This window comes from Sphingobium sp. MP9-4 (assembly GCF_005281675.1).
Classification (GTDB): Bacteria; Pseudomonadota; Alphaproteobacteria; order Sphingomonadales; family Sphingomonadaceae; genus Sphingobium; species Sphingobium yanoikuyae.
This window is the reverse complement of the sequence record NZ_LUFI01000064.1, coordinates 12,570-32,359: the sequence shown is the minus strand read 5'-3', so window position 1 is coordinate 32,359 and position 19,790 is coordinate 12,570. Positions and strand designations below refer to the sequence as shown.

Annotated in this window: 23 protein-coding genes; 14 read left to right on the top strand and 9 right to left on the bottom strand. The window is 65.3% G+C overall.

Going from position 1 to position 19,790, the window contains the following annotated elements; genetic code table 11:
* A partial coding sequence (locus A0U87_RS20095; protein ID WP_137405923.1) for a thioredoxin occupies positions 1-674 on the top strand: 674 nt, incomplete at its 5' end.
* Between the two features lie 9 nt (positions 675-683).
* On the opposite strand, the gene A0U87_RS20090 is transcribed toward A0U87_RS20095, so the two are convergent.
* Together A0U87_RS20090 and A0U87_RS20085 are read right to left on the bottom strand one after the other, a co-directional pair.
* The gene (locus A0U87_RS20090) at positions 684-1,589 is read right to left on the bottom strand and encodes a pirin family protein (protein ID WP_048938554.1); all 906 of its coding nucleotides are present in this window, start codon (positions 1,587-1,589) and stop codon (positions 684-686) included.
* A 22-nt stretch (positions 1,590-1,611) separates the two neighbouring features.
* On the bottom strand, positions 1,612-1,899 hold the full coding sequence (locus A0U87_RS20085; protein WP_004208941.1) for a BolA family protein: 288 nt from the start codon (positions 1,897-1,899) through the stop codon (positions 1,612-1,614).
* 45 nt (positions 1,900-1,944) lie between these two features.
* On the opposite strand from A0U87_RS20085, the gene A0U87_RS20080 reads away from it, so the two are divergent.
* From A0U87_RS20080 to A0U87_RS20055, 6 genes are all read left to right on the top strand, one after another.
* A complete protein-coding gene (locus A0U87_RS20080; RefSeq protein WP_048938553.1) occupies positions 1,945-2,562 on the top strand; it encodes a J domain-containing protein in 618 nt (205 codons plus the stop codon).
* A gap of 121 nt (positions 2,563-2,683) precedes the next feature.
* Positions 2,684-3,976 carry an Hsp70 family protein gene (locus tag A0U87_RS20075; protein ID WP_048938552.1) on the top strand — a complete coding sequence of 431 codons (1,293 nt, stop codon included), beginning with the start codon at positions 2,684-2,686 and terminating at the stop codon, positions 3,974-3,976.
* 86 nt (positions 3,977-4,062) lie between these two features.
* Complete coding sequence (gene cobS / locus A0U87_RS20070) at positions 4,063-5,070, top strand: cobaltochelatase subunit CobS (RefSeq protein WP_048938551.1); 1,008 nt, start codon at positions 4,063-4,065, stop codon at positions 5,068-5,070.
* A gap of 36 nt (positions 5,071-5,106) precedes the next feature.
* Entirely contained in the window at positions 5,107-5,529 is a 423-nt protein-coding gene (locus A0U87_RS20065; protein WP_137405922.1) for an OsmC family protein, read from the top strand.
* Entirely contained in the window at positions 5,526-7,352 is a 1,827-nt protein-coding gene (gene cobT / locus A0U87_RS20060) for a cobaltochelatase subunit CobT (RefSeq protein WP_048938549.1), read from the top strand. The genes A0U87_RS20065 and cobT overlap by 4 nt, the downstream gene beginning before the upstream one ends.
* 52 nt (positions 7,353-7,404) lie before the next feature.
* Complete coding sequence (locus A0U87_RS20055) at positions 7,405-7,875, top strand: GreA/GreB family elongation factor (protein WP_048938548.1); 471 nt, start codon at positions 7,405-7,407, stop codon at positions 7,873-7,875.
* Positions 7,876-7,941: 66 nt separating this feature from the next.
* Here the strand turns inward: A0U87_RS20055 and A0U87_RS20050 are convergent, their stop codons facing one another.
* The 3 genes from A0U87_RS20050 to A0U87_RS20040 form a co-directional block, all read right to left on the bottom strand.
* Positions 7,942-8,433: a DNA starvation/stationary phase protection protein gene (locus A0U87_RS20050; protein ID WP_048938547.1), complete on the bottom strand. Its 492-nt coding sequence runs from the start codon at positions 8,431-8,433 to the stop codon at positions 7,942-7,944.
* 122 nt (positions 8,434-8,555) lie between these two features.
* Positions 8,556-9,122 carry a TMEM165/GDT1 family protein gene (locus tag A0U87_RS20045; protein ID WP_004208951.1) on the bottom strand — a complete coding sequence of 189 codons (567 nt, stop codon included), beginning with the start codon at positions 9,120-9,122 and terminating at the stop codon, positions 8,556-8,558.
* An 11-nt stretch (positions 9,123-9,133) separates the two neighbouring features.
* On the bottom strand, positions 9,134-9,457 hold the full coding sequence (locus A0U87_RS20040) for a hypothetical protein (RefSeq protein ID WP_004208952.1): 324 nt from the start codon (positions 9,455-9,457) through the stop codon (positions 9,134-9,136).
* 201 nt (positions 9,458-9,658) lie between these two features.
* On the opposite strand from A0U87_RS20040, the gene rpmG reads away from it, so the two are divergent.
* Positions 9,659-9,826 (top strand): 50S ribosomal protein L33, encoded by a 168-nt coding sequence (gene rpmG, locus A0U87_RS20035; protein WP_004208953.1) that lies wholly within the window; start codon positions 9,659-9,661, stop codon positions 9,824-9,826.
* Positions 9,827-9,961: 135 nt separating this feature from the next.
* Here the strand turns inward: rpmG and A0U87_RS20030 are convergent, their stop codons facing one another.
* Together A0U87_RS20030 and A0U87_RS20025 are read right to left on the bottom strand one after the other, a co-directional pair.
* Positions 9,962-11,842, bottom strand: a complete 1,881-nt coding sequence (locus A0U87_RS20030) for a PhoX family phosphatase (RefSeq protein ID WP_048938546.1) — start codon at positions 11,840-11,842, stop codon at positions 9,962-9,964.
* A 149-nt stretch (positions 11,843-11,991) separates the two neighbouring features.
* Entirely contained in the window at positions 11,992-12,354 is a 363-nt protein-coding gene (locus A0U87_RS20025) for a response regulator (RefSeq protein ID WP_170978437.1), read from the bottom strand.
* 68 nt (positions 12,355-12,422) lie between these two features.
* Here A0U87_RS20025 and A0U87_RS20020 point away from each other — a divergent pair, with 68 nt between their 5' ends.
* The 5 genes from A0U87_RS20020 to A0U87_RS20000 are packed head-to-tail and all read left to right on the top strand — an operon-like array spanning position 12,423 to position 15,657.
* The gene (locus A0U87_RS20020; protein WP_037509952.1) at positions 12,423-12,710 is read left to right on the top strand and encodes a DUF3572 domain-containing protein; all 288 of its coding nucleotides are present in this window, start codon (positions 12,423-12,425) and stop codon (positions 12,708-12,710) included.
* A complete protein-coding gene (locus tag A0U87_RS20015; RefSeq protein WP_048938545.1) occupies positions 12,707-13,363 on the top strand; it encodes a hypothetical protein in 657 nt (218 codons plus the stop codon). Before A0U87_RS20020 ends, A0U87_RS20015 begins: the two co-directional genes overlap by 4 nt.
* Entirely contained in the window at positions 13,360-13,827 is a 468-nt protein-coding gene (locus A0U87_RS20010) for a RidA family protein (RefSeq protein WP_007715324.1), read from the top strand. Before A0U87_RS20015 ends, A0U87_RS20010 begins: the two co-directional genes overlap by 4 nt.
* Before the next feature lie 43 nt (positions 13,828-13,870).
* A complete protein-coding gene (locus tag A0U87_RS20005) occupies positions 13,871-14,527 on the top strand; it encodes a glycerophosphodiester phosphodiesterase family protein (protein WP_276309034.1) in 657 nt (218 codons plus the stop codon).
* On the top strand, positions 14,524-15,657 hold the full coding sequence (locus A0U87_RS20000) for a GNAT family N-acetyltransferase (protein ID WP_048938543.1): 1,134 nt from the start codon (positions 14,524-14,526) through the stop codon (positions 15,655-15,657). Before A0U87_RS20005 ends, A0U87_RS20000 begins: the two co-directional genes overlap by 4 nt.
* Here A0U87_RS20000 and A0U87_RS19995 read toward each other — a convergent pair whose 3' ends face one another.
* Complete coding sequence (locus A0U87_RS19995) at positions 15,658-15,954, bottom strand: SEL1-like repeat protein (protein WP_004208961.1); 297 nt, start codon at positions 15,952-15,954, stop codon at positions 15,658-15,660.
* A gap of 237 nt (positions 15,955-16,191) precedes the next feature.
* On the opposite strand from A0U87_RS19995, the gene A0U87_RS19990 reads away from it, so the two are divergent.
* A complete protein-coding gene (locus A0U87_RS19990; RefSeq protein ID WP_137405921.1) occupies positions 16,192-17,463 on the top strand; it encodes a multidrug effflux MFS transporter in 1,272 nt (423 codons plus the stop codon).
* A gap of 108 nt (positions 17,464-17,571) precedes the next feature.
* Here the strand turns inward: A0U87_RS19990 and A0U87_RS19985 are convergent, their stop codons facing one another.
* Positions 17,572-19,740 (bottom strand): TonB-dependent receptor, encoded by a 2,169-nt coding sequence (locus A0U87_RS19985; protein ID WP_048938541.1) that lies wholly within the window; start codon positions 19,738-19,740, stop codon positions 17,572-17,574.
* Between the last annotated feature and the right edge of the window lie 50 nt (positions 19,741-19,790).

The following is a 19,790-nucleotide window of genomic DNA, read 5'->3' as shown; positions in this document are numbered from 1 at the left end:
CTCCGCCGCCACCGCCACCACCGCCCCCCGTGGAAGCCGCGCCCGCCGAAGCGCCGATGCGATTCACGCCGGCGCCCGAGCCGGAACCGGTCGCACCCGCGCAGCCGGAGGCCGCTGCACCGCCGCCGATCGAACCTGCGGCCGAGCCGACGCCGGCGATCGCGCCCGATTACCGGTTCGACGACATTTATGCCGGCGTATCGCAGCCGGCCGAAGAGGTGCCACCGCCGCCGTCGCTGCCGGCCAAGCGTCGGCGCAATGGCGCCAAGCTGCTGACCTGGGCCGCCGTCCTCTTCTTCCTGCTGGTCGCGGCCGCCGGCGCTGCGCTCCATTATTTCGGGCCACCGGCCTGGGCGGTGAATATGGGCCTGGTCGCCGAAGAGGGCGATCCGGACCTGCTCTTCTATCTCTCCAAGCCTGCCGAGCGGCGCAAGCTGCCCACCGGCGAGGAATATTTCGCCTTTGGCGCGCGGATCGTGAACAGCGGCAAGCAGGCGCTGCCGGTGCCGCCGGTGCTGGTGCAGCTGCGCGACCGGCAGAACCGGCTGGTGTTCAGCTGGACCACCAAGGCGGACAAGGCCCGGCTGAAGCCCGGCGAGGAAGCGTCGATCAACGAAAGCCGGATCGACATTCCCAAGAATGCCGAGAATCTGTCGCTGACCTTCGTCGAATAAGCCTGACCGTCAGGGGTAGCTGACGGTCTTGGGCCGGCCCTGCGGGATCGGGATAAATTCCTGATCGTCGCCCGGAATGAGCGGGAAGCGCATCGCCTCCCAATCCTCGCGCGCCTGCATCAGCCGGTCCTTGGTCGAGGAGACGAAATTCCACCAGACATGGCGCGGGGTCGCGAATGCCTCGCCACCGCACAGGACGAGATTGGCGCCATGATCGCTGTGCAGCGTCGCCGGCACGCCGGGACGCAGTACATAGAGCGTCTGGGGCAGCAGCTCGACGCCGTCGAGCGTGGCCGATCCCTGCCAGAGATAGAGCGCCCGCTCCTCGGCAATGGCATCGACCGGGATCGAGCCGCCGGGACGCAGCTGGATATCGGCATAGATGGTGTCGGCATAGGTCGAGACCTGCGCCGTCTCGCCCCAGAGCGTGCCCATGATGACCCGCGCCCAGGAGGCATGATCCTCCAGCACCGGCAGACCACCACCCTCGACATGCTCGAAGGCCGGGTCGCATTCCTCGTCGCGCTCCGGCAAAGCGAGCCAGGTCTGGATCGCCAGCAATCTCTTGTCATGGCCGCGATCGGCGGGCGGGGTGCGTTCCGAATGGACGATGCCCTTGCCCGCGGTCATCAGATTGACCGCGCCGGGGCCGATCAGTTGCTGCGTGCCGAGCGAGTCGCGGTGGAGGAACGTCCCCTCCAGCATGTAGGTGACGGTGGCCAGGTTGATATGCGGATGGGGGCGGACGTCCACCCCCTGCCCCGTCGGCAATAGCGCCGGCCCCGCCTGGTCGAAGAAGATGAAGGGGCCGACCATGGTCCGCTCCTTCGCCGGGAGCGCGCGATGCACCTTGAAATCGCCCAGATCATGGGTCGTTGGCGTGATCGTCTGCAGCAGCACATTGTCGCTCGACATGGGACGGCTCCTGTCGTTGGGGTCAGGCTTCTCCGGGCGCGCGGGCCTTGATCGCGAGGGCATGGACCTTGTCGCGCAGCAGGTCGGCGAGCGCGGCATTGACCAGGCGCTGGCGGGCAACGCGGCTCTGGCCGACAAAGCGTTCGGCGACGATCTCCACGGTGAAATGGCTTTCGCCCGACCCGTCATGGCCGGCATGGCCGCGATGCTTTTCGCTGTCGTCGATGACGGCGAGATGGGCAGGAGTCAGGGCGGCGCGCAGCCGCGCCTCGATTTCGGTGGCGACAGGGCCTTTGAGGTCGGTGGTCATGCGCCCTATATAGGCTGCTTTGCCAGCCATTCCATCAGGACAATCTTGAGCAGCGATCCCTTCTCGACCCGTCGTTTCAACCGTTTCCATGGCCGCGTGGAAAGCGACCGCCCCTGCGCCGTGCCCGGTTGCCCGGAACCGGGCGAATTTCGCGCGCCATTGCAGGATGGCCACCGGTCGCATCACGAGGGGCCGCAATGGCGCTGGCTGTGCCTGGACCATGTCCGCGCCTTCAACCAGGGTTATAATTTCTTCACCGGCATGAGCCCGGAGGAGATTGCCGCGGCCCAGCGCCCCTATGCCGGCTGGGAGCGGGAGACCCGCGCCTTTTCCAGCAATGCCGCCAGCCCGCCGCCCAAATGGTCGGACTTCCAGGACCCGCTCGACGCGATCGGCGCCAAGTTCAAGGAGCGCGTCGCCAAGGCACGGGCCGATGCGCAGGGAAGGCAGGACGGCCAGTTCCTGTCATCCGAGGACCGCAAGGCGCTGTCGGTGATGGGCCTGCCGATCGACGCCGACCGCAAGGCGCTGCGCACCCGCTATACCGAATTGCTGCGCCGCTATCATCCCGACCATAATGGCGGCGACCGCACCAAGGAGGGGCAGTTGCAGGACGTGATCGAGGCCTATGGCCATCTGCGCAAGGCGCCGGTGTTCGCCTGACTTCGCATATTTGCACACCATTCCGGTCTGGCATCCCGCCCAGATGTAGGACAGGATGGCCTTGCCGCGCCGGAATGACGCTGCCATAGCGCCCGGCCCTCGATTTTCCCGGAGAGACCCCATGCAGGATCAGCCCCGCGCGCTGGGCCTTGATTTCGGCACGACCAACAGCGTCGCCGCCATCGCCCATGCCGGCCAATCGGAGCTGGTCGAATTTGCCGGCGCGCAGGCGACCGGCGCGGTGTTCCGGTCTGCCCTGTGCTTCTGGCATGACAGCCATGTGAAGGGCGGCATGGCGCATGAGGCCGGCCCCTGGGCGATCAGTGAATATCTGGAATTTCCCGAGGACAGCCGGTTCCTGCAATCCTTCAAGTCGGTGGCGGCCAGCCCGATCTTCGAGAGCGCCAGCATCTTCGAGAAACGCTATCGCTTCGAGGAACTGGGGCAGATGTTCCTGGGGAAGATGATCGGCCATGCCGGCGGCACGCTGGACAAAAGGCCGGAGCGGATCGTCGTCGGCCGGCCGGTCGAATATGCCGGCGCCCGGCCCGACGAGGCGCTGGCGCGGCAACGCTATGACGCGATGTTCGCCGGCTTCGGCAGCGAGATCCATTATGTCTATGAGCCGCTGGGCGCGGCGTTCAGCTATGCCAGCCGGCTCGACAGCGCGGCGACCATCCTGGTCGCGGATTTCGGCGGCGGCACCAGCGACTTTTCGCTGGTGCGGGTCGAGGCGCCGGGCGCGGCGCGGCGCTGCGTGCCGCTGGGATCGGCGGGCATTGGCCTGGCCGGTGACCGGTTCGACTATCGCATCATGGACCAACTGGTGCTGCCGATGCTGGGCAAGGGCGGCGCCTACACCTCCTTCGGCAAGGAACTGGAGATACCGCGCAGCTATTTCGCCGATTTCGCCGACTGGTCGCGCCTGGCGCTGATGCGCAACCGGCGGACGATGGACGAGCTGGCCAAATTGCAGAAGGCGGCGCGCGATCCCGCCGCGATCGGCCGGATGATCACCGTGATCGAGAAGGAACTGGGCTATCCGCTCTATGATGCGGTCGGCGCGCTGAAGCGGGCCCTGTCGGACGCGGACAGCGCCAACTTCCACTTCGAGGGCGGCGGGATCAGAATCGAGACCGAGGTCGCGCGCGCCGATTTCGAGCGCTGGATCGCGGCCGACATCGCCGCGATCGAGGCGACCGTCGACAAGGCGCTGGCCAAGGCCAATGTCGCCCCGGAAAGCATCGACCGGGTGTTCCTGACCGGCGGATCGTCGCTAATCCCGGCGATCCGCGACATTTTCTTCCGCCGTTTCGGCCATGACCGGATTGCCACCGGCGGCGAGTTGACATCGATCGCCCATGGGCTGGCACTGGTCGGACAGGAGGCCAATCTGACCGAATGGGCCGCTTGATCCCGCGCGATCCAGCCCCCACTGTCTCGACACACCCTTGCCCGATCGTTTAGGGCGAGAGTGACTCGCAGGAAGATGATGACGACATGACCGACATTTCCAACATCCAGCCCGATGCCCGTTCCGAGACGCTGATGGAGGCGCCCGACCGCGAAGTCGATGTGCGCGAGATGTTCGGCATCGACATCGACATGAAGGTCCCGGCCTTTTCCCAGGCCGATGAGCGCGTGCCCGACCTCGACCCCGCCTATGTGTTCGACCCGGACACCACGTTGGCGATCCTGGCCGGTTTCGCCTTCAACCGCCGTGTCATGGTCCAGGGCTATCATGGCACCGGCAAGTCGAGCCATATCGAGCAGATCGCTGCGCGCCTGAAATGGCCGTGCATCCGCATCAACCTGGACGCGCATATCAGCCGCATCGACCTGGTCGGGCGCGACGCGATCGTGCTGAAGGACGGCCAGCAGGTCACCGAATTCAAGGAAGGCCTGCTGCCCTGGTCGCTGCAGCGCCCGGTCGCTCTGGTGTTCGACGAATATGATGCCGGTCGCCCGGACGTGATGTTCGTGATCCAGCGCGTGCTGGAAACCGACGGCAAGATGACGCTGCTCGACCAGAATCGCGTGATCCGGCCGAACCCGCATTTCCGCCTGTTCGCAACCGCCAACACGGTGGGCCTGGGCGACACGACCGGCCTCTATCATGGCACGCAGCAGATCAACCAGGGCCAGATGGACCGCTGGAACCTGGTGGTGGCATTGAATTACCTGCCCGCCGCGACCGAGGCGCAGGTGGTGCTGGCGAAGTCGGGCGAATATGATCATGAGGGCGGCCGCAAGGAGGTCGAGAGCATGATCAAGGTGGCGGAACTGACCCGCCAGGGCTTCATCAACGGCGATATCTCGACCGTGATGTCGCCCCGCACCGTGATCAGCTGGGCGCAGAATGCGCTGATCTTCAAGGATGTCGGCTTCTCTTTCCGCCTGTCCTTCCTCAACAAGTGCGATGAGGCGGAACGGCCGCTGGTGGCGGAATATTATCAGCGCGTCTTTGGCAAGGATCTGCCCGAGAGCGTGGCGAGCCGGGCGAACTGAACCTTCGCACGGCCCCTTGAACGAAAGGGCAGACCCATGATCGTCGTCGAACGGATCGACCCCAATGGCGGCAGTGCGCACCGGATCAGCATCCGGGGCCATGAGATCGTCGCCGACATGTCGGCGCCGGACGGCCATGACGCCGGGCCGGACCCGCATGACCTGTATGATTCGGCGCTGGGTGCCTGCAAGGCGATGACCATGCTCTGGTATGCCCAGCGCAACGGCATTCCAGTCGAGAATATCCATGTCGGCGTGGTGCGCGATGCGAGCCAGGAGCGGGCCGGCATCTACAAGCTGACCACCCGCATCGCCGTGACCGGCCCGATGAGCGACGAGCAGCATGAAAAGCTGATCGCGGTCGCGGCGAAATGCCCGGTCCACAAGCTGATGAGCGAGGTCGAGACGCAGATCGAGACCATCGCCGTGCCGCGCGTGCGCGATCCGGAGGGCCGGTGACCGAACGTTCCCCCCTCGACGCCTTCAAGGATGTGCTGGCCGGCACCGCGCGGGCGATGACGCGCGACATGGAGGTGGAGGTGAGCTTCACCGCCGACACGCCGCACATGGTGGGCAAGGCGATCAAGGTGCCGACGCCCAGCCGCGCTTTGCCCGCCGATCAGGTGGCACTGGCGCGCGGCTTTGCCGATGCCAATGCGCTGAAGCTGCGCCACCATAATGCCAGGCTGCACAATGCGATGGCGCCAGGCGAAGCGGTGGCGCGCGCGGTGTTCGACGCGGTCGAGCAGGCGCGGGTCGAGGCGATCGGATCGCGGGCGCTGGACGGCGTGCGCGCGAACCTCAATGAGGCGCTGGCGATGCGCCTGAAGTCCGATCCGATCCGCCGGGCGCGGGCGGCGGACGAGGTGCCGCTGTCGACCGCGCTGGCGCTGAAGGTGCGCGAGCGGCTGACCGGCCAGGCGGTGCCCGAGGAATTGCAGCCGGCGATGAAGCTGGTCGACCAGTGGATCGAGGACAAGGCGGGCACCGATCTCGACGCGCTGGGCCTGGCGATCGACGACCAGCGCGCCTTCCAGAAGCTGACCCAGGCGATGCTGGAGCATCTGCAACTGGTCGATGCCGACGTGCCGCCCGAAACCGACGACCCCGAACCCGAGGATGAGGGCGAGGACAAGGAGGAAGAGCAGGAAGAAGGCGATGCCGGCCAAGAGGAATCGGGCGACAGCGACATGAACGCCGAAGCCCGGTCCGAGGATCAGGGCGGCGAGACCGAAGAGGGCGACACCGACTATAGCGAGGAGTTCGACGCCGACGCGGAAGACGGCGCCGACGATATGGGCGAGGAAGGCATGATGCCGGTGCGGCCCAATCGGCCGACATCCGACCTGCCCCCCGGTTTCGACTATAAATCCTACACCCAGAAGCATGACGAGGTCGTCACCGCCGACGACCTGTGCGACGAGGATGAACTGAACCGTCTGCGCGGTTTTCTGGACCAGCAGCTTGTGTCGTTGCAGGGGGCCGTCACCAAGCTTGCCAACCGGTTGCAACGCCGGTTGATGGCGCAGCAGCTTCGCTCGTGGGATTTCGACCAGGAGGAAGGGATTCTTGACGCGGCGCGGCTGGCGCGGATCGTGATCGATCCGACCCGGTCGCTGACCTACAAGATCGAGCGCGACACCGAGTTCCGCGACACCGTCGTCACCCTGTTGATCGACAATTCAGGATCGATGCGCGGCCGGCCGATCAGCATCGCCGCGATCAGCGCCGACATCATGGCCCGCACCCTGGAACGCTGCGGCGTGAAGACCGAAATCCTCGGCTTCACCACGCGCGCCTGGAAGGGCGGACAGAGCCGCGAGGACTGGCTGGCGGCGGGGCGTCCGCCGATGCCGGGACGGCTCAACGACCTGCGCCACATCATCTACAAGAAGGCCGACGAACCCTGGCGCCGGGCGCGCAAGAATCTGGGCCTGATGATGCGCGAAGGGCTGCTGAAGGAAAATATCGACGGCGAGGCGCTGCTATGGGCGCATGCGCGCCTGATCGCGCGGCCCGAGGAGCGGCGCATCCTGATGGTGATTTCCGATGGTGCGCCGGTCGACGACAGCACCCTGTCGGTCAATAGCGGCACCTATCTGGAGCGGCATCTGCGCCAGGTGATCGACTGGATCGAGAACCGGTCGCCGGTGCAACTGGTGGCGATCGGCATCGGCCATGATGTCACCCGCTATTATCGCCGCGCCGTGACCATCATGGACGCCGAACAATTGGGCGGCACGATGGTTGAACAGCTTGCAGGGCTGTTCGACGAGGATTGACCGGCCAGTTCGGTCCCGTCGTCCCGCATTATTGGAATTCTGGAGAGGCAAGATGAGTGTCGCCTTTCGTCGCGAGAGCGACGATGAGCATATGGAGCCCAAGTTCGAGCTGCCGATCCCGCTGGGGCCGAACTGGGTCACGGCGCGCGGATTGCGGCTGACGCAGGAACAGGTGGCGGCGCTGGAAGCGATCGACACCGCTGCGATGGACGAGGAAGCCGCCAAGAAGCACAAGCGAGTGCTGCGCTATTGGCGCACGCGGCTGGCGACGGCGGAACTGCGCCCGGCCCCTGATGGCGAGACGGTCGCGTTCGGGACGCGGGTAACCTATCGGCTGAACCGGCAGGAGAAGACCGTGGCGATCGTGGGCGATGACGAGGCCGATCCGCATGAGGGGCGGATCAGCTTTTCCGCACCGCTGGCTCGCGCGATGATGGACGCCGAAATCGGCGAGGCGGTCGATTTTGCCGGCAAGGACGGCGCGATCGAGATCGTGGCGATCGGGGTGGTGGACGAGGCGTAAGCCCCCTCACCGATTGCGATCATGAAAAGGGCCTCCCGGCGACTTGCCGGGAGGCCCTTTTCAGATTCAGGCGCCTCGGGCGGCCTCGAACAGGAACCAGGCGCGCTGTTCGGCCTGGTCGGTCCAGTCGTCGACAATGCCTTCGGTCGCATTGTCGCCTGCCTCGGTAGCGGCGGCCTTCACCGCGCGGAAGGTTTCGACCAGCGCCAGATTGTCGTCGCGCAGTTCCTTGAGCATGTCGGCCGGGCTGACGAAATCGGCGTCATTGTCCTTGACGGTCTGATGACGGGCGACGTCGCCGATCGAGCGCAGCGTGGTGTTGCCGGTCTTGCGCACGCGCTCGGCGATCAGATCGGTCACGTCCAGAATCTCGGTCGCCTGCTCGTCGAACATCAGATGATAGTCGCGGAAATGCGGGCCGGAGACGTGCCAGTGGAAATTCTTGGTCTTGAGATAGAGGGCAAAGCTGTCGGCCAGGGCGCCGTTCAGGGCCTCTGCGACCGACTTGGTGGCGTTGCTCTTGAGGTCGGTGGGCGTCTTGAGATCGGGGGCGGTCATGCATTGTCCTCCTGTTGGGGCGGAATTGATTTCGGACATATAATGATTGTCCGTCAATAAGGTGCCCCCGCAAGTCGGAAATCTTTGGGCAATTTATCGGTCAGGCTGATGAAGGGAATCGATCAGAGCCGGCCGATCGCGCTCATCGCCATGCCCGCACCCGCCAATATGGCGATGCCGCCGCCGACCAGCCGAATCGCGCGCACCGGCAGCACGGAGAGGAACCGGTCGCGCATCAGGATCACTGGCACGCTGGCGGCGATCACGCCGATCGCGCCGCCGATCGCGGCCAGCGCCGGGTCGGCCGTGCGGGTGGCGATGCCCAGAATCAGGAATTGCGGGCCGTCGCCAAAGCCGAGGATGAAGACGCCGAGCGCAGTGGTGAGGAACGGCCCGATGCGCCAGTCGTCGAGCGTGTCAGGCATCTTCACTGGCCAGAGCAGGCCGACGCCCAGGAACAGCAGCGACAGCGCCATGAACAACAGCCGTGCGTCATGGCCCAGCATCGGCCCGATCCAGGCGCCCGCTGCCGCGGAAAGCGCTGCATTGGCGATGGCGGCAACGGCGACGCCGGCGATGATCGCCCCGTCGCGTTGATAGCGATGGGCGAGCGCCAGCACGAGCAACTGCCCCTTGTCCCCGATTTCCCCGAACAGGCAGCCCAGCAGGGCGATCAACAAGGCGTCCATTCCAAATCCCGTCAGGCGTGCAGGCGGTGCACCGTAGCGGGCGCGGCGGCCGGCGGCAAAATATTGTCGAGCGGCGGCAATTCGTCGGCGATCGCGTCCCGCATCCGGTCGAGATAGGAGAGGACCACCGAATCGAGCCCGTCTAGCGAGAGGACCGACTGGAGCGTGGCGGCCAGGTCGCCGACGCTATCGACGCGGAAGGCGCGCGCGATATGGCGGATCTGGTCGACCTCGTCATGCAGGCGCGGCACCGACACATGGCCGCGCTGGGCGGCGAGTCCGTCGACCCGCCGCAGCAGGTCCGCCAGAATCGCCAGTTTCGGATCATGTCGCATGGAGCCATCTCCCTTCATCCGTGCCCCGCCTGACAGCATGCGCGCATAGGGTTAAAGGGCCGTAAAGCCTGTTGCGCAGCCTCCATTGGGCACGCGAGCCTTGACATCGGGGCGAATCTGCCCCAAGGGGCACCGCTGAAACGGGGCGGTCCGACAGGGCCGCTTTTCTTTTTACGCTATTTCAAGACCAGGGACCAAGCCATGGCCAAGCCGGCAACTGTCAAGATCCGCCTCGTCAGCACGGCTGACACTGGCTTCTTCTACGTCACCAAGAAGAACCCGCGCACCACGACCGAAAAGCTGAGCTTCAGCAAGTATGACCCGGTCGTGCGCAAGCATGTCGAGTTCAAGGAAGCCAAGATCAAGTAAGCCGTAGCGGGCTTCGCGCCCGCGCGCCTGATCTTTCGGCACCGAAAAAGGCCCGTCCCTGTTGGGAGCGGGCCTTTTCCTGTTGGCATTCGAGCCGGATAGGCCCCCGATCCGAAGATCGGGAGCCCGATATCGTCAGTTGCCGACCGGCTTGGCGTCGGTGCGGCGTACGACGATGGTCGAGGAGCGCGGCTGCTGGCCCGAAACCGGCCAGTTGCCGGTCGGATGCTGGATGTTGATGAAGAAGTTCACCAGATCCGGCGTGTAGGCGATACCGGTGATCTCGCACCCGGCCGGACCGACCAGGAAGCGCATCGACTTCTTGGTCGACTGGTCGATGTAGAACATCGCATTCTGGCCGAAGACCTGTTCGATCGTGCGGCTGGAATCACCCGACGAACCCGGCACCGAATGGTCGGTCTGGACCCACAGGCGGCCCTTGGGATCGATGCGGATGCCATCCGGGCTGGAGAAGGTGTCGCCGTTGATATTGCCTTCCAGATCGTCAGTGGCGGCGCCGAAGCTGGCCAGCGAGGGATCACCCGCCAGCAGGAAGATTTCCCAGCTGAACTTGGTGGACAGCGGCGAATTGCCGTCCTCCTTGAACTTGATGATATGGCCGTGGCGGTTGGTCGTGCGCGGATTGGCGGCGTCGGTCGACTTGCGGCTGCTGTTGTTGGTCAGCGTCACGAAGATCGCGCTGTTGTCGGGCGCAACCGTGATCCATTCGGGGCGATCCATGACGGTACCGCCGGCAACACGGGCAGCCGAGATGGTGTTGACCAGCACCTGCGCCTGGTTGGCGAAATCGACCGTGGTCGGGGCAGGCGCCGTGGTGAACTGGCTGACATTGCCCGGATCGGACGCGCCGACGACCAGGCCATTTTCACCCTGGACCAGCGCACGCCATTCGCCCGTGCCGTCGCCGTTGAAGCGGGCGACATAGAGGGTGCCATGGTCGAGCATGTCGGTGTTGGCGGCGCGATTGCCGGTCGAATAGGCGCGATCGCAGACGAACTTGTAGATGCAGCCCGGCGTGCCGTCATGGCCCATATAGAAGGCCACGCGGTTGTTGCTGTCGGCCATATAGGCGACATTTTCATGGTCGAAACGGCCCAGCGCGGTGCGCTTGGTCGGCACGGCCAGTTCCAGATAGGGGTCGATTTCGACCACCCAGCCGTAATTTTCCTCCGGCTGCGTCGGATCGAGATAATTGTCGGTCGATTCCTCGCAGGTGAGATAGGTGCCCCAGGGGGTCCGGCCCGACGAGCAATTGTTGAGCATGCCCTTGATCGTGCCCGACAGCAGGCCCGACGCGGGGCCGCTGGCCTTGTAGCTGCTGTTGCCGGTGTAGCGCTTGTTATATTTCGAGCCGGCCTTGACCGACCATTTGCCGTCCGACGCCTTGGCGATCTCTACCACGCCGATGCCGACCGCCGACAGGGCGAGCGCCTTCTGATCGGCCGTCGCGGTGGCCGCGTCATAGCTGCCGGCCATCAGGATGTTGAAGTCGGGATATTCGAAGTTCATCGCCAGCAGGCCGCCGCTATTGGCGTCGGTCCCCGACAGTTCGAAATATTCCATGCCGTCATGATTGCCGCCGGCCCATTTTTCGGCGTCGGCCGGGGTCGGATAGCTGCCCGAATAGGGGGTGCCGGTTTCGACCGAGTCGCCCGCCTTGAGCAGGACGTCGACGGTGTAGCCCGACGGCACGGTCACGGTGTCGGCCATGCTGGCGGCGACCGGCGTGAAGCTGATGCCATAGCTGGGCGTCGGGGTCGGCGTGGGGGTCGGAGTCGGCGTGGGCGTGGGCGTCGGGGTCTCTTCATCATCGTCATCGCATGCGGCCAGCGCGCCGAGCATGGGCAGGATGGAGAGGCCGAGCAGGCCGTTCTTGAGGATGGTGCGGCGGGCCGGATTGGCGGCGACGATCGCCTCCAGGCTCTGGTCGCCCATATCGATGGTCGGCTGGGCCGCACGCGTGGCCGCGCGCGCCTCGTCGGTCAGATGAGACATGATAAAATACCCCTGTGCATCCGAGCGTCGGCATGACCGCCGCGCCCTTGGCGCGCATGACGTGACAGAGGAGGATGACGCGCAAACTGCGCTATGATGTCAGTGCGGCGACCGAATGATGACGCATCAGTGACGCTGTTGCCGGTGGGTTACAGCAGTGCGTTCACCTGTTCGACGAATCGCAGCACCGAGATCGGCTTGGACACATAGGCGTCGGCGCCGGCCGTGCGGATACGATCCTCGTCGCCCTTCCCGGCATAGGCGGTGACCGCCATGATCGGCACCGCCGACAGGCTGTCATCGCCCTTGAGCGAGACGATCAGGTCATAGCCGCTGACATGGGGCAGATGGATGTCGGTGATGACCAGGTCCGGCGCAAATTCACGCGCCTGCGCCAGCACGTCGCGGCCATCGCGCAGCGGCAGCACGTCATGCCCGTGCGCGCGCAGCAGGTCGCAAAAAAGTTTCAGATTGAGTTCGTTGTCCTCGACAACGAGCACGCGCTTTGCCACGAGTCACCCGCGTTCCAGAGAAGCCCCTTGGTGCGCGCCTATAGCCGCCCATTCCGCGAGAGCCAATCATGCGACCCGAGACCCAGAATGGCAAGCCGGATAGCGCCGCCGATGCCGAAATTTTGGCATTAATGGCAATGGGATGGACGCTGAGCGATGGTCGCCGGGCCGATCGGCTGCTGGCGCTGACCGGACTGGATGCCGATGCACTGCGCGCCGGGGTCGGCAATCGCGCGATTTTGGGCGCGGTGCTGGCCTTTCTGGCCGACCATGAACCCGATCTGGTTGCCTGTGCCGAGGCGATCGACAGCAGCCCGGCGGCCCTGATCGCCGCGAAGGAGAATCTGAGCCGATGAGCCGTCCGCTGATCATCACCGACTGCGACGAGGTATTGCTGCACATGGTCGTGCCGTTCCGCCACTGGCTGGACGAGACGCATGATGTGCATTTCGACATGCGCGAACAGGGTTTTGCCGAGGCGCTGCGCCACAAGGACAGCGGCATCCCGCTGGAACGCGAACTGGTGTGGGAATTGCTGATCGCCTTTTTCGATACCGAAATGGCGCGCCAGACCCCGATCAGCGGCGCGGTCGAGGCGCTGCACCGGCTGGCACAGATCGCCGATATCGAAGTGCTGACCAATATCGGCGAGCGCCACCACCAGCTGCGCATCGAGCAGCTGGCGAGCCATGGCCTGCACCTGCCGGTCCACTGGAACCATGGCGGCAAGGGGCGCAAGCTGGCCAATATCCTGGCCGAGCGCCAGCCGAGTTGCGCCCTGTTCATCGACGATCTGGGCGAGCATCATGCGTCGGTCGCGCGTCATGCGCCCGGTGTATGGCGGCTGCACATGGTCGGCGAGCCCGAGATCGCCGGCGACATCCCGGTCGCGGACAAGGCCCATGCCCGGATCGACGATTGGGCCAGCGCCGAAAAATGGATCATCGCCCGCCTGGCCGAAGGGCCGGCACCCGCTATTTCAACGCCCCTGAATGGAGCCATTGCATGAGCATCGACGCCCGCCTTGCCGAACTCGGCATCACCCTGCCCGCCGCCGCCGCGCCGGTCGCCGCCTATGTGCCGGCGGTCGAAGTCAACGGCCTGCTGCATATTTCCGGCCAGATCGCACTGAAGGACGGACAGCTGATGACCGGCCGCCTGGGCGAGGACCGCGACCTCGATTATGGCGTCGAAGCCGCGCGCGCCTGTGGCCTGAACCTCATCGCCCAGATGAAGGCGGCGCTGGGCGGCGACCTCGACCGGGTCGAGCGGATCGTCAAGCTGGGCGCCTTCATCGCCAGCGCGCCCGGCTTCACCGACCAGCCCAAGGTTGCCAATGGCGCGTCGGAACTGATGGTCGCGGTGTTCGGCGAAGCCGGCAAGCATGCCCGCAGCGCCGTCGGCGTGCCGGTGCTGCCGCTGGGCGCAGCCGTCGAGATCGACGCGATCGTGCAGGTTCGCCCCGCTGCATAAGCGGCCTGACTGGCTGACCGCCCGCCCTTTCGCCCATCGTGGGCTGCATCGGGCGGGCATCAGCGAAAATGGCATGGCGGCGTTCGATGCCGCCATCGCCAGGGGGCTGGGCATCGAATGCGATGTCCGGCTGAGCCGCGACGGCCTGCCCTTCGTCTTTCATGACGCCAGCCTGATGCGGATGACCGGGCAAGCGGGCGCCGTGGCGGATCGCGATGCGGCAGAACTGGACGCGCTGCGCCTGCCCGATGGCGGCGCAATCCCGCGCCTCGCCGCACTGCTCGACGCCTGTATCACGACGCCGCTGCTGATCGAGATAAAGGTCGAGGGGCGCGATGTCGCGCCAATCTGCGCCGCGGTGGCAAGGACGCTCGACGGCCGCGATCAGCCGGTGGCGGTGATGTCGTTCAACCCGCTGGCGATGCGCTGGTTTGCGCAACATCGGCCGGACATGGTGCGCGGACTGGTGAGCAGCAGCCAGAACAAGGGGCGGCTGCGCGCGCTTTTCGACCGCACCCTTGCACTTTGGCTGGCCAATCCCGATTTTCTGGCCTGTGATATCCGTGACTTGCCCTTCCGCTTCGCCGATGCCGCCCGTCGCCGGGGGCTGCCGGTGTTGAGCTGGACGGTGCGCAGCGCGGCGCAGCGGGCGATCGCTGCGGCCCATGTCGACCAGATCATCTTCGAGGAGATGGCATGAGCGAATTTGTCGCGCGCATCGCCGGTGGCGTCGCCGACCTGCCCAGGGCGCAATGGGATGCCTGTGCCGGCAGCGCCAATCCGTTCGTCAGCTGGGATTTCCTGACCGCACTGGAACGGTCTGGAAGCGTCGGGCCGGGCACCGGATGGCAACCCTTGCCGATCGTCATCGACGGGCCGGACGGGACGATCGCGGCGGCCGCGCCGCTCTATGCCAAGACCCACAGCCAGGGCGAATATGTGTTCGACCATGGCTGGGCCGATGCCTGGGAGCGGGCGGGCGGCCAATATTATCCGAAAATACAGATCGCCGCGCCCTTCTCCCCCGTGCCCGGCCCCCGATTGCTGCTGCGCGATTCGACGCTGGGGCCGGCGCTGATCGCGGGAATCGAGACTTTGGTCGAGCGCAACGACCTGTCATCGGCGCATGCGACCTTCGTCGATCCCGACCAGATCGCGCTGTTCGAGGCGGCGGGCTGGCTGATTCGTGAGGACAGCCAGTTCCATTGGCATAACAAGGGCTATGCCGGGTTCGAGGATTTCCTGGCCGAACTTTCGAGCGAGAAGCGCAAGAATATCCGCAAGGAAAGGCGGCGCGCGGTCGAGGGACTGGAGGTCGTCCACCTGACCGGACGCGACCTCACCGAAGCGCATTGGGACATATTCTGGGATTTCTATCAGGATACCGGCGCGCGCAAATGGGGCAGGCCCTATCTGACCCGGTCCTTCTTCTCGATCCTGGGCGAGACGATGGCGGACAGGATATTGCTGATGCTGGCGCTGCGCGAGGGCCAGGCCATTGCAGGGGCGCTAAACCTGATCGGCGAAGACACGCTCTATGGCCGCTATTGGGGATGCCGCGAGGACGTGCCCAACCTGCATTTCGAGCTATGCTATTATCAGGCGATCGATGCGGCGATCGCGCGTGGGCTCGACCGGGTCGAGGCGGGCGCGCAAGGCGGCCACAAGCTGGCGCGCGGCTATGCGCCGCAGCCCACCTATTCGGCGCATCATATTCCCAATGCGAGCTTTCGCCGGGCGGTGGCGGGCTTCCTCGACGCCGAACGGGAGGAAGTGCAGCGCGACCGTTTGTTGCTCAATGAAAGAACGCCCTTCCGCAAGGAAGGCTGATCAGGCGGCGCGGACTTCGGTCGCGACGATCCAGGCACGGGCCTGGCGCTGGGCCTCGGCAATCTCGCGCGCGGTCATTTCCTCGGCGATTTCGGCGCGCATGCTCTGGCCGGCTTCGCTGCCGCCACGGGCCGCAAGGTTGAACCATTTATGGGCCTCGACCAGGTCGATCGGCATGCCCCCGGTGCCGCAGCTATAGGCGACGCCCAGTTCGAAACAGGCCTCTGCCGAGCCGTGGGCCGCACCGGCCAGACGACTATCCATCAAGAACTGCGCACTTTTGAGACTATTTGCCATGATCTTCCCCTGTATCCCTAACCCAATGTTCCAACCTTTGGTTTGCGAGTGGGGGCAGAATGCCCGGCAGGCCGTAAAAAATGGTTAACGGCAAAATCGGCATATTTGCGCAGTTTGCCCGAAGCTGCTGGATGCAGCAGGGTTAATGCCCGGCGGGCGATGACAGGTGGGCGATGAGGGGCGGAAATAAGCGCGTTGGGGCTGGCGCCGCCGGGCGATTGTCCGCATAGGCCAGTGATGGCCGAAAATTCCCCCATGGGCGCGCAGCCTGCCGCAAAGGATATTCATTTCCGCGAGTTCGTGCTGCTGTGTGCGTGCCTGATGGCGATGAATGCGCTGTCGATCGACCCGATGCTGCCGGCCCTGCCCGATATCGGCCGCGACCTGCATATCGCCAATCCCAATGACCGGCAGTTGATCATCAGCTTCTACTTCATGGGGCTGGGCGTGGGATCGCTGCTGTTCGGCGTGCTGTCGGACCAGTTCGGGCGCAAGAAGGTGCTGGGCGGGGCGATGATCCTGTTCATCCTGTCCTCGATCGCCTGTGCCGGGGCGCACAGCTTCACCATGTTGCTGATCGCGCGCACCAGCGCCGGCTTCTTTGCCGGGGCGAGCCGCGTCATCACCGTCGGCATCATCCGCGACCGGTTCAAGGGCGACGCGATGGCGCGGGTCATGTCGCTGATCTTCGCGGTGTTCATGCTGATCCCGGTGATGGCACCGAGCTTTGGCCAGGCGATTTTGTGGATTGCGCCGTGGCGCTGGATCTTCTGGGTGCTGGCGATCCTGGCGACCGCGATCCTAGGCTGGATGGCGATCCGCCTGCCCGAGACGCTGCATCCCGACAATCGCATCCGCATCAACCCGCGCACCATCCTCCAGACGGTCGGCACGATCTTCCGCACGCGCAGCTCGGTCGGTTACATGCTGGCGAGCGGCGCGGTGATGAGCGGCCTCATCGGCTTCATCCTGTCGGTGCAGCAGATCTTCTTCGACGTGTTCCATGCGCAGAAGATCTTCCCGCTCGCCTTTGCGACGATCGCCGGCAGCATGGGCATCGGCAGCCTGGTCAACAGCCGGCTGGTCTCGCGCTTCGGTGCGCGGCGGCTGAGCCAGAGCGCGCTGATCGCCTTCATCCTGATCGCGGCGGTGCATCTGGCGGTGATCCTGGCCGGGCAGGAAACGATCGTCACCTTCATGGTCCTGCAGGCGATGACGATGATGACGGTGGCGTTCACCGCGTCCAATTTCAGCGCGATCTCGATGGAGCCCTTCTCCAAGGGAGCGGGCGTCGCCTCCTCCTTCCAGGCGTTCCTGACGACCGCGGTGTCTAGCGCGCTGGGCAGCTTGGTCGGCCGCGCCTTCGACGGGACCACCCTCCCGTTCACGCTGGGGCTGCTGGTGTTCGGATCGGGATCATTGCTGATCGTCTTCTGGGCGGAGCGCGGCAAGCTGTTCACCCGGCCGCACCTCAACGCGCTGCGCGAGGATTATGAGGCGATGCACTGACTTTCTGGTTGGAAAGTCCGCACCGGCCCACAGCCCCACCCGGCCGCCCACGGAGTGTATCCTGATTGGGAGGCCGGGCGCACCGATGGGATGCGCCCGGCCGGTTCCTCAGAAGCGCGTGCTGAGGCCCAGATTGATCGAGCGGCCCATGCCCGGCACCGGGCGCAGCACGCCGGTCGCGCCATAATCGCCCAGCGACATGCCGCCGAGCGGCAGGTCATAGCCGGCGTCGAAGAGATTCTTCGCCTCGACCGTCAGCTTCACTCCCTTGGCCCAGAGCGGCAGCGTATAGCCGGCGCGCAAGTCGACCAGCGCATAGCCGCGCGTGCGCGGTTCGTTGCGGGTGGCGTCGACGCGATTCTTGTCGGCGACAAATTCGACATCGGCGCCCAGTTCCAGCGCGTCGATGCGATGGGCGAGGCCCATCTTCAGATCGAGCGGCATCTGGCGATAGAGCGGGCCGCCATCCGACAGATTGCGGCCATGGACGTAAGCAGCGTTGGCGGTGAAGCTGGTTTCGACATGGGCGCTGCGCTGGAGCGGCACGCTAGCGCTGACATCGACGCCGTAAAATTGGGCATCCTGATTGGCGAATTGCAGCTGCACGAAGCCGCTGGGCATGCCCATCATGTCGGTCAGATCCTGGAGATGGACCGCGTCGATATAGTCGTTCACGCGGGTATAATAGGGCGAGATCTTCAGCGTCGCCCCGCCCTTCGCGGTCAGACGCAGCGCGGCGCTGACGGTGTCGGCCTGTTCCGACTTGAGGTCGAGATTGCCGACATAGCCATTGCCGTCGCCATACCAGCCGATCATCTGGCTGGCCATCGCACCCCGGCCCCAGGCATAGCGTTCGTAGAGATTGGGCGCGCGGCTCTTGTGCGCATAGCCGATTTCAAAGGCGAGCAGGTCGGACGCCTGCCAGCTGGCCAGCGCGGTCGCGCTCCAGTTGTTGTCGGTGCGGCGATGGCTGCGTGCGTTGAAGGCTTCGGCCGCCATGGCGTCGGCCATGTTCATCATGCCGGTGCCATAGGGCTGGACGTCGCCGGTGTTCATCCGCACTCGATCGAAGCGCGCGCCGATCGAGGTGGAGAGCCGATCGGTCCAGTGCGATTCCCATTCGCCGAACAGGCCGAGCCGGTCGCGCCGGCCATTGTTGATGTTGATATAGGGATTGGGGCCCATCATCATCGATCCGGCGACCGGCGGCCACCAGTCGTCCATGCCCTGATGCTGATAATCGCCGCCGACGCGCAGCGTGTCGTGCGGGCCGACCGGCAGGCTCAGCTTCATCGCCGAGGTGAAGCTGTGAATTTGCGTGTTCATCGGCATGGAGCCGGGCTGCTTGTCGGCGAGGAAGTCCATCCGATGGGCGGTGTCGCGATAGCCGACGCTGGCATCGACATCGCCCCAGGCGAAGGTGCCGCGATAGCGGCCGTTGAGGAACCAGGACTTGTTCGAGGTCATGTCCATATATTGGTTCGGGAAGCCCTCATAGGGCGAGAAATGATAGCCGCCCTTCAGTTCGAACAGGCCAAGGCGGGTCTGGGCGGCGAGCGCCAGTTGATGGTCGGTTTTGGCATATTCGGTCGAACGCACCACGCCCCGGTCGCCGCCGCCGTCATAATTGTCGGACTGGGTGTAGGAGCCGCTATAGGTGGCGCTGATCCGCTTGCCCGCGACCGTCAGCGTGACGCCGCCGCCAAAGGCGTCGCCATTGCTGCGATAGAAGCTGGAGGCCTCGCCCGTGACCAATGTGCCGCCATCGACGGCGAAGCGCGGCATCGCGCTTTCGACGGCAATGATACCGGCGATATTGTCACCGCCCATGCTGACCGGCGAGACGCCCGGCACCACCGCGATGCTGCCGACCGTCTGCGGATCGGTATAGGAAAGCGGCGTATTCATGTCGTTGGGACAGGCAATGTCGACCGGGATGCCGTCAAGCGTGATGCGAATCCGCTGTTCGGTCAGGCCGCGCAGCGCCGGCATGGAGGAAAAGCCGCCGCCGCCATTGGCCGCGACGCCGGGCAGACTGGCAAGGATGGCTGCGGTATCGCTGCTCGACAGGGCGCGACGGCGCAATGTGCCGCTGCCGAGCCGGGCGCCGTTGAGCGGCGCGCTGCCGATATCGAGCGCAGCCGCGTCGAAGCGGGTCTGGAGCGGCGGGGCCGCGTCATCGGCGATGGGGGTATCGGCCGGCAGGCTGTCCTGCGCGGCGACATGGGTGGGGAGCAATGCCAGCGATGCGGCGATTGCGACGAGAGATGTCTTCATCGGAAACCCTGTTTGCGCGCGCCTGCCTTCCCGGCAGGGGCGCTTGATCT

Bases quoted from the DNA above. Each gene is read 5' to 3' on its own strand.
- A0U87_RS20090 (WP_048938554.1), bottom strand. From the start codon at position 1,589: ATGTCGAGCGACAATGTGCTGCTGCAGACGATCACGCCAACGACCCAT.
- A0U87_RS20085 (WP_004208941.1), bottom strand. From the start codon at position 1,899: ATGACCACCGACCTCAAAGGCCCTGTCGCCACCGAAATCGAGGCGCGG.
- A0U87_RS20075 (WP_048938552.1), top strand. From the start codon at position 2,684: ATGCAGGATCAGCCCCGCGCGCTGGGCCTTGATTTCGGCACGACCAAC.
- cobS (WP_048938551.1), top strand. From the start codon at position 4,063: ATGACCGACATTTCCAACATCCAGCCCGATGCCCGTTCCGAGACGCTG.
- A0U87_RS20065 (WP_137405922.1), top strand. From the start codon at position 5,107: ATGATCGTCGTCGAACGGATCGACCCCAATGGCGGCAGTGCGCACCGG.
- A0U87_RS20055 (WP_048938548.1), top strand. From the start codon at position 7,405: ATGAGTGTCGCCTTTCGTCGCGAGAGCGACGATGAGCATATGGAGCCC.
- A0U87_RS20050 (WP_048938547.1), bottom strand. From the start codon at position 8,433: ATGACCGCCCCCGATCTCAAGACGCCCACCGACCTCAAGAGCAACGCC.
- A0U87_RS20045 (WP_004208951.1), bottom strand. From the start codon at position 9,122: ATGGACGCCTTGTTGATCGCCCTGCTGGGCTGCCTGTTCGGGGAAATC.
- A0U87_RS20040 (WP_004208952.1), bottom strand. From the start codon at position 9,457: ATGCGACATGATCCGAAACTGGCGATTCTGGCGGACCTGCTGCGGCGG.
- rpmG (WP_004208953.1), top strand. From the start codon at position 9,659: ATGGCCAAGCCGGCAACTGTCAAGATCCGCCTCGTCAGCACGGCTGAC.
- A0U87_RS20030 (WP_048938546.1), bottom strand. From the start codon at position 11,842: ATGTCTCATCTGACCGACGAGGCGCGCGCGGCCACGCGTGCGGCCCAG.
- A0U87_RS20020 (WP_037509952.1), top strand. From the start codon at position 12,423: ATGCGACCCGAGACCCAGAATGGCAAGCCGGATAGCGCCGCCGATGCC.
- A0U87_RS20015 (WP_048938545.1), top strand. From the start codon at position 12,707: ATGAGCCGTCCGCTGATCATCACCGACTGCGACGAGGTATTGCTGCAC.
- A0U87_RS20010 (WP_007715324.1), top strand. From the start codon at position 13,360: ATGAGCATCGACGCCCGCCTTGCCGAACTCGGCATCACCCTGCCCGCC.
- A0U87_RS20000 (WP_048938543.1), top strand. From the start codon at position 14,524: ATGAGCGAATTTGTCGCGCGCATCGCCGGTGGCGTCGCCGACCTGCCC.
- A0U87_RS19995 (WP_004208961.1), bottom strand. From the start codon at position 15,954: ATGGCAAATAGTCTCAAAAGTGCGCAGTTCTTGATGGATAGTCGTCTG.
- A0U87_RS19990 (WP_137405921.1), top strand. From the start codon at position 16,192: ATGGCCGAAAATTCCCCCATGGGCGCGCAGCCTGCCGCAAAGGATATT.
- A0U87_RS19985 (WP_048938541.1), bottom strand. From the start codon at position 19,740: ATGAAGACATCTCTCGTCGCAATCGCCGCATCGCTGGCATTGCTCCCC.